14 protein-coding genes are annotated in these 13,443 nt (G+C 63.7%); all 14 read left to right on the top strand.

Going from position 1 to position 13,443, the window contains the following annotated elements; all coding sequences use genetic code 11:
* The first annotated feature begins 10 nt into the window (after window positions 1–10).
* Window positions 11–1,003 carry a DUF2303 family protein gene (locus ATO4_RS19975; RefSeq protein WP_083593373.1) on the top strand — a complete coding sequence of 331 codons (993 nt, stop codon included), beginning with the start codon at window positions 11–13 and terminating at the stop codon, window positions 1,001–1,003.
* Window positions 1,003–1,206, top strand: coding sequence for a hypothetical protein (locus tag ATO4_RS19970; protein ID WP_083593369.1), 204 nt, complete (start codon window positions 1,003–1,005; stop codon window positions 1,204–1,206). Before ATO4_RS19975 ends, ATO4_RS19970 begins: the two co-directional genes overlap by 1 nt.
* Entirely contained in the window at window positions 1,203–2,507 is a 1,305-nt protein-coding gene (locus ATO4_RS19965; protein WP_083593365.1) for a DNA polymerase III subunit beta, read from the top strand. Before ATO4_RS19970 ends, ATO4_RS19965 begins: the two co-directional genes overlap by 4 nt.
* Window positions 2,508–2,589: 82 nt before the next feature.
* Window positions 2,590–2,787 (top strand): hypothetical protein, encoded by a 198-nt coding sequence (locus tag ATO4_RS19960; RefSeq protein ID WP_083593362.1) that lies wholly within the window; start codon window positions 2,590–2,592, stop codon window positions 2,785–2,787.
* Window positions 2,780–3,847 carry a phage Gp37/Gp68 family protein gene (locus ATO4_RS19955; protein WP_083593359.1) on the top strand — a complete coding sequence of 356 codons (1,068 nt, stop codon included), beginning with the start codon at window positions 2,780–2,782 and terminating at the stop codon, window positions 3,845–3,847. Before ATO4_RS19960 ends, ATO4_RS19955 begins: the two co-directional genes overlap by 8 nt.
* A complete protein-coding gene (locus ATO4_RS19950; protein ID WP_083593356.1) occupies window positions 3,840–4,124 on the top strand; it encodes a hypothetical protein in 285 nt (94 codons plus the stop codon). The genes ATO4_RS19955 and ATO4_RS19950 overlap by 8 nt, the downstream gene beginning before the upstream one ends.
* Window positions 4,114–4,368, top strand: coding sequence for a hypothetical protein (locus ATO4_RS19945; protein ID WP_083593352.1), 255 nt, complete (start codon window positions 4,114–4,116; stop codon window positions 4,366–4,368). The genes ATO4_RS19950 and ATO4_RS19945 overlap by 11 nt, the downstream gene beginning before the upstream one ends.
* Window positions 4,368–4,715 (top strand): hypothetical protein, encoded by a 348-nt coding sequence (locus tag ATO4_RS19940; protein WP_083593350.1) that lies wholly within the window; start codon window positions 4,368–4,370, stop codon window positions 4,713–4,715. Before ATO4_RS19945 ends, ATO4_RS19940 begins: the two co-directional genes overlap by 1 nt.
* 177 nt (window positions 4,716–4,892) lie before the next feature.
* Window positions 4,893–5,945, top strand: coding sequence for a site-specific integrase (locus ATO4_RS19935; RefSeq protein ID WP_083593346.1), 1,053 nt, complete (start codon window positions 4,893–4,895; stop codon window positions 5,943–5,945).
* A 163-nt stretch (window positions 5,946–6,108) separates the two neighbouring features.
* Window positions 6,109–7,791 (top strand): site-specific integrase, encoded by a 1,683-nt coding sequence (locus ATO4_RS19930; RefSeq protein WP_083593344.1) that lies wholly within the window; start codon window positions 6,109–6,111, stop codon window positions 7,789–7,791.
* An 87-nt stretch (window positions 7,792–7,878) separates the two neighbouring features.
* Entirely contained in the window at window positions 7,879–8,889 is a 1,011-nt protein-coding gene (locus ATO4_RS19925) for a replication initiation factor domain-containing protein (protein ID WP_139802572.1), read from the top strand.
* Between the two features lie 302 nt (window positions 8,890–9,191).
* On the top strand, window positions 9,192–10,301 hold the full coding sequence (locus ATO4_RS19920) for a hypothetical protein (RefSeq protein WP_083593338.1): 1,110 nt from the start codon (window positions 9,192–9,194) through the stop codon (window positions 10,299–10,301).
* Window positions 10,298–11,362 carry a site-specific integrase gene (locus ATO4_RS19915; protein ID WP_245308847.1) on the top strand — a complete coding sequence of 355 codons (1,065 nt, stop codon included), beginning with the start codon at window positions 10,298–10,300 and terminating at the stop codon, window positions 11,360–11,362. The genes ATO4_RS19920 and ATO4_RS19915 overlap by 4 nt, the downstream gene beginning before the upstream one ends.
* 104 nt (window positions 11,363–11,466) lie before the next feature.
* A complete protein-coding gene (locus tag ATO4_RS19910; protein WP_083593332.1) occupies window positions 11,467–13,218 on the top strand; it encodes a flagellin in 1,752 nt (583 codons plus the stop codon).
* Window positions 13,219–13,443: the final 225 nt, after the last annotated feature.

Raw genomic sequence — 13,443 nt, 5'->3', positions numbered from 1 at the left:
AGGACGAGACATGACCGACGAAACCACCGACAACCACGAGACGACCCCGCCGATCTTCGACAAGATCGATCCCGCAACCTTCCTCAATCTCGACGGCGATGCCATCGAAAAGCTGGCGGCTTTGGGCGCCGAGGCTTCCGGCGTCGGGCATGTCCATCTTGGACTGGACTTCGAAGGCTTGCCCGAGAGTGCGCCGATCGCCTTCACCAAGGGTCCGAACCCGAAGCACGAGAGCCTGAAGCGCCTCGTCGAGGAATGGCGCCTTCATCCCGAGCGCCGCAAGGGCACAGCCACCGTCGGCGACGTCGCCAGCTTCTGCGGCCTCGTCAATCGCCAGAAGACCGACAGCTCCGTCGTCTTCGCCAATTCCGACTGGCGGGCGCCCAGCCTGACCGCCGTCATCGACTATCATGACGACGCGGCCGATGGCCCCGCCGGCTGGCTGCAGCACCGGGTCCACTACGCCTTCCCCTTCTCCGACGAATGGACCGTCTGGGCGGAGCACGACGGCGTCTTCATGCCCCAGGTGGATTTCGCCGAATTCGTCGAGGACCGCGCCCCGGACATGACGACGCTCACCGAGGCGGAGGCCGCCAGCATCGCCCGCGACCTGCAGGTCCAGCGGATCGGCACGCCCTCGGAGATCTTCGAGCTCGCCCGCGGGCTTCAGATCAACGTCTCCTCGAAGATCCGGAACGAGGTGAAGCTCCAGTCCGGCGAGGCGAAGATCACCTTCGACGAGGAGCATTCCGGCGCCGACGGCCAGCCGGTCAAGGTGCCCGGCGCCTTCGCCCTGATGATCCCGCTCTTCTACGGCCAGGAGCCGATCACCGTCCCGGTGCGCCTGCGCTACCGCATGCGCGGCGGCACGATCCTCTGGGCCTACAAGCTGTTCCGCGTCGACCGGACGATCACCGAGGCCGTCGACCACGCCAAGGCCGAAGTGCGCCAGGCGACCGCCCTCGCCGTCTACGAGGGCAAGCCGGAAGCGGCGGGCGCCTGATGGAAAAGCTCTTCGCCATCGGCGACAGGGTCGAGAAGTTCACCGGCGATTATCAGATCGCCGGTGAGGTCCGATCGGTCTTCACCACCTTGGCGGGGAAGACCCGCTACGTCGTCGAGCATTCCCCCGGGTTTCTGCACATCTATGGCCCGTCCAACCTGCGCCCGTTGCATCCGGACGCCGCCGAGGACGAGGCACCATGACCCTCTCCCTCACCCTGCCCCGCGCCGCGCTCCTCCCCCTGCTGGCCCGCGCCATCAAGGTCGTCGAGAAGCGGAACACCATCCCGATCCTCGACCACCTGGTGCTCTCGGTGGATCGTGAGGGGGCCGTCTCGGTCACCGCCACCGATCTCGACATCTGGATCGCCGAGGCGCTGCCCGCCGGCACGGCGGATGTCACCGCCGCCGGCGCCATCGCGCTGAAGGCGGGCCTTCTGCACGACGTGCTGCGCAAGCTGCCGGATGGCGAGGTGAGGATCGCGGCGGACGAGGACGGGGGCCGCGTCACCGTCTCGGCCGGGCGCGCCCGCTTCGCCGTCAACGCCCTGCCCGCCGAGGACCTGCCGGAGGCCCGCACCGTCTCGGCCGAGCCCTTCCGGCTCGACCCGTCGGCTCTGGCGGCGATCGTCGAGACCACCGCCTTCGCCATCTCCACCGAGGAGACCCGTTATTACCTGAACGGGATCTATCTGCACGCCGTCAGCGCCCCTCATCCTGAGGTGCCGCCGCAGGGTCCTGAGCCTGCCGAAGGGCCGAAGCACGAGGGGCCGGGGTCCCCGTCAGCGACGGTCCAACGGACGGGCGAGACCAGTGGCTCGCCCTTGGAGGCGAGCGAGCTTAAGGACGGGGCAGACAGACTCTTGGTCGCCGTCGCCACCGACGGCCACCGCCTGTCGCGCCTGGCCCTGCCGGCCCCCGCCGGCATGCCCGCCTTCAAGGGCGCCATCGTCCCGAAGAAGACCTGCGGCCTCCTGGCCATGCTCTGCGAGGTCTCCGGCGGCCAGCCCATCGAGCTCGCCATCGACGACAACGCGATCCGTCTCGCCGCCGGCGCCATCGTCCTCACCTCCAAGCTGATCGACGGCACCTTCCCGGATTACACCCGCGTGATCCCGCAGGCCGCGCCCTTCGCCGTCACCCTCGATCGCGCCGCGCTCACCGCCGCCATCGACCGCGTCGCCACCGTTTCCACCGAGCGCGGCCGCGCCGTCGCCTGGACGATCACCCCCGGCGAACTCGCCCTGACGGTGACCAGCTCCGAGACCGGCACCGCCGACGAGACCATGCCCGCCGAGACCGACGGGAACCCGGCGACGGGCCCGCTGGCAACGCCGCCGGACGGCTTCCGCATCGGCTTCAACGCCCGCTACGTCACCGACCTCCTCGCCACCCTCGACGGCCCCATCGTCACCGTCCGCCTCACCGATCCCGGCTCGCCCGCCGTGGTCACCGACCCATCCGACGACCGCCGCACCATGGTCCTGATGCCGATGAGGGTTTGACCCCCCAACGGCGGACCGCAACCACAGCCCCTCATCCTGAGCCTGTCGAAGGACGAGGGGCGGACCGAAAAGGATCCCGCCCATGAAGATGTTTCTCGTCGCCGCCACCGTCACCACCCATTCCGAAGCCGGCACCCAGGCGATCGCCGAAGACGTCTGGGCCATCGTCGCCGAGGCGCTCCGCGAGCACGGCTACACCCCCGGCCTCGTCCAGGCGACCGGCGTCGACTTGCCGGAACAGCCCGATCACACTTTGACGGAGATCACCCCCCATGGCTGACGGCACCCGCATCGAATGGACCGACGCGACGTGGAACCCGATCACCGGCTGCGCCGTCGTCTCGCCGGGCTGCACCAACTGCTACGCGATGAAGCTCGCCGGCACCCGGCTGCAGCATCACCCGTCGAGAGCCGGCCTCACCCGGCCCAGCAAGGCCGGCCCGGTCTGGACCGGCGAGATCCGCTTCAACGCCGACTGGCTCGACCAGCCCCTGCGCTGGCGCCGCCCCCGGATGATCTTCGTCTGCGCCCATGGCGACCTCTTCGCCGAGGGCGTGACCGACGCCATGCTCGACCAGATCTTCGCCGTCATGGCGCTCTGCCCGCAGCATGTCTTTCAGGTGCTCACCAAGCGCCCCGAGCGGATGCGGGATTATTTGCGCATTCGCGCCGGCGATTTCATGCTCCACTGGCCGGATGCGGCTCGACAAGCCGGAGCGACTTTGCTCGACTGCCGATCGGTCAAGGAATTGGTCTTTCCGCTCCCCAACGTCTGGCTCGGCGTTTCCGTCGAGGACAAGACCCGCGCCGACGAGCGCATCCCGATCCTCCTCGACACGCCGGCGGCCATCCGCTGGGTGAGCGCCGAGCCTTTGCTGGGGATTCTCTCGCTGAATGAGATCAAGCTGAAAAGCGGCGCGCTTATCGACTCTCTATCGTCACGTCGTGACGGCCCATACGTCGCATCACCGTCCACGCTCAACTGGATCATCGTCGGCGGCGAGAGCGGCAACGGCGCCCGGCCGATGCATCCCGACTGGGCCCGCTCGCTCCGCGACCAATGCGCAGCCGCCGGCGTGCCCTTCCTGTTCAAGCAGTGGGGAGAGTGGGCGCCGGGCGAGAACTGCAACAGACGCCAGACGCACACCGAGGACGTCGCCACCTTTTACAGCGAGGACTGGAGCAACCCCGGCTGGCACTATGGAAGGATCGGCGTCAGCGCCTCGGAGGAGATGCACCGTGACGACGAGCCGGATCTCTGGCGCGTCGGCAAGCACGCCGCAGGCCGCCACCTCGACGGCGTCACCCACGACGCCTTCCCGGAGCGGGCCCATGGCTGAGGTCCGCATCACCAAGATCATCTGCGGCTCGTGCGAGGGAACAGGCGAGTGCCGGCTGCTCGCTCCAGCGCCATGCCTGTGGTGCAAGGGCGCCAGGCGCCTACCGACAGCAGACGCGCTGCACTACGCCAACACCGTCTACATGCTCGCCGGCGGCGGCTACATCGCCGGGGATCATGACCTCGAGGTCATGCGCAAGATGGAAGCGCAGGCCGAGTGCATCTATGCGCTTTCCGGCGCTGTCCCGCCATGGAAGGAGCCCAACCATGGCCGGTGAGTGGAAACCCGAATACCCAAGCCAAGAGCGCGAACCCGTTTGGGTCTGGTGGGACCGCGACGAGCCAGAGACCGGCCTTGTAGGCTTCCACACCAAGGAAGATCGGGATCGGTTTCAGAAGAAGGAACCCGGACCGTACCGCCGCCGAGTTTCAGCCGACGGCAAAACGATCTCGCAACTCGCCGATTGGCAAGACTGGATGCAGGAATGCCGCGACATCCTGAAGAACACGAGGATTGACTGATGGCCGATGAGATTCCGCAGGACGTGACGGTTCTGGTCCGCCAGGTCATCAAGGCTTTCCCGCCATCTCCCGGCAGAGAGTTTGACGTGTCCTCGGTGACCCGCGATCTGATGCTTGCCACGACGGCGGTAATGGCCGACCGAGCCTCCGACGCCCGCCTCCAGGCGGCACGGGCAGATGAACGCGATCGCATAGCGGCGAGGTTGCGGGAAGAGGCCGACATGCTCCCTTGCGACGAAGACGCCAACGTGACGCGCGGAAACGCGGATCTGATCGCAGCGGACTTCAGCTACGCGGATGCGGAGGCCGCCGCGATCCGCAAGGCGAAGGACATCGGCGATGCCTGACACCGTCCTCGACCGCGCCATCACCCCCGCCGAGGCTGTGGAAAGGCTGTGCGCGAAGGGCGTCAGGGTCACCGAGCGCACGCTGCGCGAGAAGGCCAGGGCGATCGGCGCCTATCGTAAGATCGGCCGGGAGATCTTCTTCCTCCCAGAAGACCTCGAGAAGATACTGGAGCCGACATGCTCGAAGCGAAGCGCCGCCCGAAAAGCCCCTACTGGATCCTGCGCGGCACGGTCGACGGCCGCCGCGTCGAAATCAGCCGCAAATGGACGACAGCCGCGGCCGCGCGCCGCGCCATCCCCGGCCTCCTCGCCGAGCTATGCGCCGATCCGTCTGATCAATCCGGACTGACCTTCGACCGCGCCCTCGCCGTCTATCTCGAGACGCGGCCCGATGCGCGCTTCACCGCGCCGCTGTTGCGCTATTTCGCCGGCACGCTGGTCGCCGACATCAACAATGCCGAGATGCGCCGCGCCGCCGCCGCCCTCTATCCGGCGGCCGCCCCGGCGACCATCCGCCGCCAGCTCTACACGCCGGTCAAGGCGATCCTCAACGCCGCCGCCGCCGACGATCTCTGCCACGTCCCCAAGCTCACGGCGCCGTCAGGCGGCAACCGCCGCACCGTCTTCTTCCTGCCGGACCAGGCCGACGCGCTGATCACCTCGCTCGCCGGCGAGCGCAACGGCTTCCTCGCGCCCATGGCGACCTTCCTCTTCGGCCAGGGCTGCCGCATGGGCGAGACCGTCACCCTCGACGGCCGCGACGTCTCGCTGGAGCATCGCTTCGCCATCCTGCGCGACACCAAGAACGGCGAGGAGCGCCGCGTCTCGCTGGTCCCCCGCGTCGTCGCCGCCCTCTCGACGCTGCCGACCGTCGGCCAGCCGGGCCCCCTCTTCCGCCGCATCGACGGCTTCGGGTTTCGGCATGGCGGCGCCAATGGCGGCCAGATCAAGAAGCCCTTCGCCCGGGCCACCGAGGCCGCCGGCCTCGATCCTGAGCGCTACACGCCCCATGTCTGTCGCCACTCCTGGGCCACATGGTTCTACGCCCAGACCAAGGATGTCCGCCGCCTGCAGGACGAGGGCGGGTGGAAATCGGGGGAATGGCAGCGCTACACCCGCCTCGGCACCCCCGACCTCGGGCAGTCCGCCTTGAGGGCCGGCTGGGATTTCTCCGAACTGGGGGAAAATCGGGGGAAAATGCCGCAAGAGCCTGCCGCCGCAAGGGCCTGATGCGCCCTGCTAAGGGAGTATACCGGAGACGGTATCGAGGGTTCGAATCCCTTCCTCTCCGCCACAAATTTCGTAAGTCACTGACAAGGCTTACACTTTTTTCAGGTGCTCAAGTTGGTAGACGCAGACCCTGGTACAGAAACCTGGTCAGCACAGGTCTGCCATGCCCCGATCCATTCCGCGTGTTGCGAGACGCGGGGACATCTTCCATTTCCGAATGGCGGTCCCTGACCGACTTCGCCCAATTATCCGTAAACGCGAGATCAAGGTCTCTCTGCAAACATCCGATCCTCTGTTGGCGCGAATTCGCGGCCGATGGCTGTCGAACGCCCTCGATGCCTATCTGGAGGAACTGAAGACGATGCCGGCTTCGTCGTTTGAGGTCGTGGAGGAGCGCATTCGGGACTATTTCCAGGTCTGTCTGAACAAGGCCATGGAACATGCCACGCTGCTTCCGACCGATCCGCTGATCGACATCGAGCGGGAGAAACAGCTTCTGGACAGGGAGGTCAGCGAACTTAAGCAGAAGCTCGCTGCTCAGGCGTTCGACGACGGCACGGCTCTTCGCGCGTCTGAGGTTCTGGAGAACGCACGGCGATCCGGTCCACTCGACACGGACGCCACTCGGTTTGCTCGGATGGGGGTGATGCGGGCCGACATTGAAAGCCGGCGCATTCTTCGCGCCATGCTCGAGGCGGATTTCGGTGGGACGACGCCCCTTGATCCGCTCTTCGCCGGAATGGCACCAACGGGGCTGCCTCCGCTTCCAGGCGAGGAGGCAGCACCTTCTGCGGCTGGGCTTTCTCTGGCCGCTGCCGCGAACCGATACATCCAGCAGCACGTCGGCAGCTGGGTCGCCAAGACTACAGCCGACCAGCAGAGGGTATGCTCATTGGCCGGAGCGATCATCGGCGAGGAGAAGCCCCTTCGCGAAATCGGCACGCCGCATGTCATCGCCGTTCGCGATGCCCTCTCTCGTCTGCCGCCAAACTACATGAAGGCGAAGGCGAACCAGGGAGTAAGCCTCAGCGACGTCATCGCGTCGAACCGAACTGGCCCTGCGATCTCCGTAAAGACGCAGGACAAGTACTTCGGCATGTTCCGCTCGTTCCTGATCTGGGCGCAGAACGAGGAGCTAATCGACAAGCTGCCGGGCGCGAAGGTAAAGGTGACGGGCCTGAAGACGGTTGGCCGCGAGGATCGCGATCCGTACTCGCCGGAGCAGCTGAAGTCGATCTTCACCTCTCCCGCCTTCACCGGCCACACTGAGCGATCGAGGCACAAGCCGGGGCCTCATCTCGTTCGCGACGGAAAATTCTGGGTTCCGCTGATCGCGCTCTATTCCGGGATGCGGTTGGGCGAGATCGTTCAGCTCCTGGCCGGCGACATCAAGCAGGACAAGGGCATCCGGTACTTTGACGTCTCGAAAGGGGAGGACAAGACGCTGAAGACCGGAGCGAGCGCCCGTCGCATACCCGTGCATTCTGCGCTCATCGATGCCGGCTTCCTCGACCATGTCGGCGACAGACTGATCAAGTCGCGCATCTTCCCTGACATCGAGAAGGGCCAGGACGGGTACTACTCGCACAATCTGAGCAAGTGGTGGGGGCGGTACTCCCAGCAGGTCGGCTTCAAGACGGACAAGACGGCCTTCCACTCCTTCCGGCATACATTCACCGACGCGCTCTATGCGGGAGGTGCCGCCGAGCGGATCGCGATGGCGCTGCTGGGTCACACCGACAAGAAGGTCCACAGCCACTACGGCAGCGGGCCGCAGATGGCCGAATTGAAGGAGGCGATCGAGCGAGTTAGCTACGACCTTGATCTAACGTTCTTGAAACCGTAGTCTCACTCTGTCACACGAGCTTTTTGCTCCCTTAACGCCTTCTCACGATGATGATCGGCACCCTCAATGCGGTGCGGATCGGCGGACGTGGTGACCATCATCAAAATCCCGGTGAAGAAGGGGCTTTCTAACAAGACCCAAACACAGGCGAAAACAGCCCTTCTCCACGGGGACACAAGCCCGCCTACGGGCCCTAAGCCAGCATCGGAACTCATCCCCTTCATCGACAAGATCAGCGTTGTGGTGACGCCCAAGACGAAGGAGGATCAGGCCGATATCCATCAGGCGGTCGCGACGATGTGGAACGACAAGGAGCTTTTGGGACCGGCAACCTGGAAGAAGCCCTATAAGCGCAGCTATACAGTTCCCCTCGAAGGCTTCGACGACGAGCCCCGCTTCGACTACAGCTTCCACGGCCCGCTCGCGACCAAGCTCCGCTTCGAGCTCAATCCCGGGCTGCTTGGGAAGGATGGCATGAATGCCCTCCATGCCTCCCTGATCGTGCTAATGCCGGACGGGTGGGAATACGCCCTCGTCAACGGAAATATCTCTCGCCTCGACGTAGCGGTCGACCTGCACGCCGTCCGCATGGATGACTTCCTCTATCTGCCGACGCAGAGCACCCGCAAGCTGGCCTGGACGAGCGACGGTCACCTCGAGAGCTTCACATTGGGGACGAACAAGGGCCACCAGACGCTGGTCTACAACAAAAAGGCTGAGCAGAAGGCCAAGGGGAAGAAGTGGGACGGCTCAACGGTCGTGCGCATCGAGAAGCGCATGAAGAACCTGAACTCGAAGGTCCTGGATCTGGGCAAGCTCGAAAACCCGTTCAAGGGCACGCTGCTTGTCCAGAATTTTCCGCCGCCTATTCCTGATGAGAACCAGTGGCAGTGGACGCTCTTTCAGGACTGCGTACGCTTTCGAGGGCTGGACAAGGCGCTAGCTCTCCTTCCCAAGGATCGCAAGGCGAAATACCGCAAGCACCTGAAAGCACACTCGTTGACGTGGTGGGACGCTGAAATGGTGTGGGCCAACTGGCCGCAGGCCTTAGGCCCGCTGATGGTCGGCAACCACGTGTTCTTCAAGCAGTTCGCGTGAGCAAGCCGGCTGTCCCTACCGGCAACATTTTTGTCCCCGAGACAGATCGACGGATAGGGCAGAAAATCGCCCTCAGATAGAGTTGTCTGGCTCGCTTCTGCAGCGTGGAAGTTGGCCGAAACAGTAGGGAGCGTGGACGGGATAATTCGGCCCAATTTGATTAAAATGCTCGTGCAATCAATTGCACGGGCGGAAATCGCCTCCGATTAGAACTTTTCATTGCCTTCGCCCGTCCTCCAGTTAGCGTCATATTGGGGTCTCACGGCTTCTGACCCTCCGCGCTCGACAGCAAGGAGGCGACAATGTCGACAATCTCATCAAACACCTACGAGCAGCTGATCCCGCAGGTCGCGCTGGAGCCACGCGAGCCGCTGCCGGTCGATCCATGGATCGCCAGCTCCGCCCTTCAGAAGGCCATCCGGCGCGGCGAAGCCGCTGTCGCCGACCGCGCGATCCTCTCCCTTGTCCGGCATCGAGGGAGCGGCGTCTTCCGCCGACTGCTCGTCATAGCCTTCGAGGACATCGGGATCGCCGCACCCGATCTGCTGGTCGCCATGACCGCGCTCTGCACTCAACCGTCGCTCCGTCGCTCGTACGGCGAGACTGCAGCCGTGGCTCGGTGGATCACGCGGGCACTGGTCGAGGCTCCGAAGGACCGCTCCACCGACTATCTCATTTCAGCCGTCATACATCGGGCTGAATGGGAAGTATGCCGCGAGGCAGTCGGACGACGAGATGTCGCCGCCAGGATCGAAATGGCAGTCGCCGCAGAACTGCCGATTGCTCAGCGCGCGACGGCGACGTGGTTCGCCTCTGGCATCGAGAACGGGGATGAGCATCGGATCGGTGCCGGCGATCTTCGTAGCCTCGTTGACGGCTTCGTCGGCTCGGGCATGCCGCTTGCCACGGGAGACGCCGTCATCGCCGCTGTGAAGGCGACCAAGGAACCGATCGTCCTGATGATGCTGCCGCTGCTGCAGGAGTTGGAGCGATCGACATCAGCAAGCTGGGTGACGCCGGTCGCGGTCCCGCCGACGAGGTTCATCAACGGGGTGCCAACCTACGCGCTCGACAAGCACACCCGAGCCGGACGAGCGGCCATCGGAACCTTCCTTCGTGAGAACGGAGCCGTCCGCCGCGTGCTTGAACGGCACGTTCCGGATTTCCGTCACCGTGATGCCGCGCGGATCGCCGCCTTTTATGCCGACGCCGTTCCCGTCGCACGACGTCTCAGTTGGGATCAGGCGGACGAACTCGAAGCTCTTGGTCTTGACACGGACATGCAATGGGCCGGCGTCCCCCGATCAGGCATCGAAGAGCTGATGTTCGAAATGCGGGCGAATATCGACCACCTGAACGATGTCCGCGAACGCGAACTGAAGATCGCTCTCCAGGTTGGAGGGCGGGCATGACCGACCGTCTCACCTTGGATAACTCCTCATTATCAGAGCCTAAAAATCCAGAAGCCGACGGCGAAAACAGGGAAGGACCGTTCAATTTTAATAAAAATGCAATTGATTGCACGGCCGGCAAGCAGCCTGCCCCCGAGCGAATGAACGGAAATCACCCGTGTTTTGCTGATCTGCATCCCGACTTGGTAGAGCTGATCGGCAGTTCGATGGCCGAGAATAGCAAACGAGCCCACCGGTCCGATCTCGCGCATTTCGTTCAATGGGGTGGGACGGTCCCATGCTCAGAGGAGGTTCTGGCTAGCTACTTGGCAGCTCATGCCGCCGATCTCTCAGTGGCAACACTCGCTCGTCGTCTGGCCTCGATAGCAAAGGCGCATGCCGCCGTTGGCACCACGCGCCCCACGACCAGCCTCTTGGTGAAAGCCACGATGCGGGGCATAGCTCGCCGCCACGGGACCGCTCAGAGGAAAGCGAAACCGCTTTTCCGCGAAGACCTGTTCGTGGTGCTGGCCGCAATGGGAGAAAGGTCGAAGGATATCCGGGACCGAGCCCTCCTCCTGATTGGGTTCGCTGGCGGGTTTCGACGGTCCGAACTTGTCGGGCTGGACCTCAGCGATATGGAGCATGTGCGGCAGGGCATTGTCGTGCACCTGCGGCGTTCGAAGACCGATCAACTCGGCCAAGGCCGAAAAATCGGCATTCCCTTTGGTCGGACGAGATGGTGTCCAGTGTCGGCGCTGGATGGACTGGTCAGGCTCACGATGATGGATGACGGGCCGTTGTTCCGGCCGATTGACCGTCACGGCCGGATCGCCGAGCAACGTCTATCCGGTGAGGCCGTCTCCATCATCGTGCGAGAGCGGCTCGCTGCAGCCGGTTTCGACCCGACGGGATTTTCGGGCCATAGCCTCCGCGCTGGTTTCGCCACCAGCGCCGCCCAGGCCGGAGCGTCGTCATGGAAAATCCGAGCGCAAACCGGGCATGCGTCCGACGCCATGCTCAGCCGCTACATCCGAGATGGCGAAATGTTCTCGGAGAACGCCGCCGCGCTGCTTCTTTAGAAGCGCAGTCGGGCGAGCAAATCACTGGCCGACCTCAGGTTGCTTTTACCGATCGTTAACCATGGAGGGCGGAAAGATTGCCGGTCTTATGAAGGCGCGGCCCAGTGACCAGTTTGCACACAAACATCTCGGCGATGACGGGCCTTCGGGCGCTTGTCGCCACTCATGACCTCATCGAAACCACGCACAGCAGGGTCTCGACTGGACTGCGTGTGAGCGCGGCGAAGGATAGCGCCGCGTATTGGTCGATAGCGAGCAAGATGCGCTCAGACGTCACCAGCCTCGCTGCCGTCCAGGACGCGCTCGGCATCGGCTCGGCCTTAATCGCTACAGCCTATGCTGGCATGGCTGCGGCGGAAGAGGTCGTTTCACGGATCAAGTCACTGCTCGTTTCGGCAAAGGACCCGAACGTCGACCGAGCGAAAATCCAATCCGAGATTGGCCAAGCGCAGTCAGGGCTCATCTCGATCGCCAAATCTGCCAGCTTCGCTGGCGTCAACTGGCTGGAAACCGGCATTGAGAACATGCACGAAGCAGAAGACGAGTTTCGGGTCTCGTCCATTCCAGCTTCGATTTCACGGGGTGCAGACGGTCGGCCCGATCTTGCCATGCTGGGCGTCGACATCAGCACCGTCTCGCTGTTCAACTCCGACGGTGGCGGCATCCTCCAGGCCGACAAGCGGTCACCGAAAACCATCGGCGGCCTTCGATACGTGTCGAGTTCGACGGAGACCGGCTACACCGTCAATGGACCCAACCGATATGGGTGGCCTGCTCAGCAGACGTTCGGGTTCGACGGATCGGTAACTTTCGGCGCTGGCGATACCATGTCGTTCACTGTCACCGTTGGAGCCGAAAACGCGAGCGATCCAGACCTCCCGCCGCCCTATAGCGCCGGCTACGATATTGACGTTTTCATAGACCGCTCTTTGGTCGACAGCGTCTTGCCGACCGCCAACGGGACGATTTCGACCCCCCAGGAGCTTGCCCAGGTCATCCGCGCGTCCATTCCCGGAGACCCTGTGTCGGTTGGCTACCGCGACTATACTTACAGCAGCGGCTACGAGGAGAAGTACGTCAGCTTCACCGATCCCCAATTATGGTCGGGCAGCGAGGGAGCGTCGATGGCGGTCAGCAACTTCACGACCACCACCTCGACCACAGGCGGACTTGCCAACTCCTCGATGTCTTATGGTGTGACGGCCTCGCATCTTTCTCTGAGCTTCGAACCGTTTCGGGTTCATCCGGGGGTCGTGGTCGGTTTCGAGTTTTCCGCCTATGGCCAAACTCGGACCTACGCCATTACGCGCGACGTCGTGGAACGCGCACTCGGAACCGACGATGGCATCGTCCACACATCCGAGGACATGGTGAAAGTTCTTCAATCGATCATGGGCAGCTTTCCCAACCTGATCATTGAGACTGTAGGTTCCGGCTTGCAGTTCGCAATCGATCGATCTGCCGATCGCAATTCCGCCTGGGGCACAGGCATCTCGGTTTCCTCCGTTGACGTCAACATCGAGCCCTTGAACGACATCGGCATCCTCGACGTCGACGTCGCGATAAATCCCGACATGATCGATCGCTATCAGCAGATCGTGGACAAGATGCATGAGCAGATCATCACCGCCGCCTCGAACCTGGGCGCGGCGTCAAATCGGATCGACATGCAGAAGACATTCATCGACAGCTTGTCGACCACTATGAACCGCGGAATAGGCCACCTGATTGACGCCAATCTGGAGGAAGAGGCGACCAGGATGAAGGCGCTTCAGACCCAAGAAATGCTTGGCATCCAAGCCTTGTCCATTTCGAACGCATCCGGTGAAATGATCGCCCAGCTCTTCAAGCTTTGACGCACTTCGCGAGATGCGTCTGCTTCTTCAGTTGCCGCCGCTGACCGCCTGGTGATGAGGAACGGCGCTCGAACGACCGCTTCGTCATCGCCGTGGCAGATGGCCACCGCATGCGGCGAAGTTGAAAGGGTCTGGCGGCCGTCGCGCGGTGGTGACTTCCAGGGCTAATCCGAGCCAGCAACATATTCCGTCCCCAGCCTTCGCGCTGGCTTCGCCACCAGCGCC

Origin of the sequence: Aurantimonas sp. 22II-16-19i, from assembly GCF_002088275.1 — a bacterium.
GTDB lineage: Bacteria > Pseudomonadota > Alphaproteobacteria > Rhizobiales > Rhizobiaceae > Jiella.
This window is presented reverse-complemented; position numbering and strand designations above follow the sequence as displayed.

Coding starts and splice junctions, on each gene's coding strand:
- ATO4_RS19935 (WP_083593346.1), top strand. CDS start 4,893: ATGCTCGAAGCGAAGCGCCGCCCGAAAAGCCCCTACTGGATCCTGCGC.
- ATO4_RS19970 (WP_083593369.1), top strand. CDS start 1,003: ATGGAAAAGCTCTTCGCCATCGGCGACAGGGTCGAGAAGTTCACCGGC.
- ATO4_RS19920 (WP_083593338.1), top strand. CDS start 9,192: ATGTCGACAATCTCATCAAACACCTACGAGCAGCTGATCCCGCAGGTC.
- ATO4_RS19955 (WP_083593359.1), top strand. CDS start 2,780: ATGGCTGACGGCACCCGCATCGAATGGACCGACGCGACGTGGAACCCG.
- ATO4_RS19930 (WP_083593344.1), top strand. CDS start 6,109: ATGCCCCGATCCATTCCGCGTGTTGCGAGACGCGGGGACATCTTCCAT.
- ATO4_RS19945 (WP_083593352.1), top strand. CDS start 4,114: ATGGCCGGTGAGTGGAAACCCGAATACCCAAGCCAAGAGCGCGAACCC.
- ATO4_RS19940 (WP_083593350.1), top strand. CDS start 4,368: ATGGCCGATGAGATTCCGCAGGACGTGACGGTTCTGGTCCGCCAGGTC.
- ATO4_RS19915 (WP_245308847.1), top strand. CDS start 10,298: ATGACCGACCGTCTCACCTTGGATAACTCCTCATTATCAGAGCCTAAA.
- ATO4_RS19950 (WP_083593356.1), top strand. CDS start 3,840: ATGGCTGAGGTCCGCATCACCAAGATCATCTGCGGCTCGTGCGAGGGA.
- ATO4_RS19965 (WP_083593365.1), top strand. CDS start 1,203: ATGACCCTCTCCCTCACCCTGCCCCGCGCCGCGCTCCTCCCCCTGCTG.
- ATO4_RS19960 (WP_083593362.1), top strand. CDS start 2,590: ATGAAGATGTTTCTCGTCGCCGCCACCGTCACCACCCATTCCGAAGCC.
- ATO4_RS19975 (WP_083593373.1), top strand. CDS start 11: ATGACCGACGAAACCACCGACAACCACGAGACGACCCCGCCGATCTTC.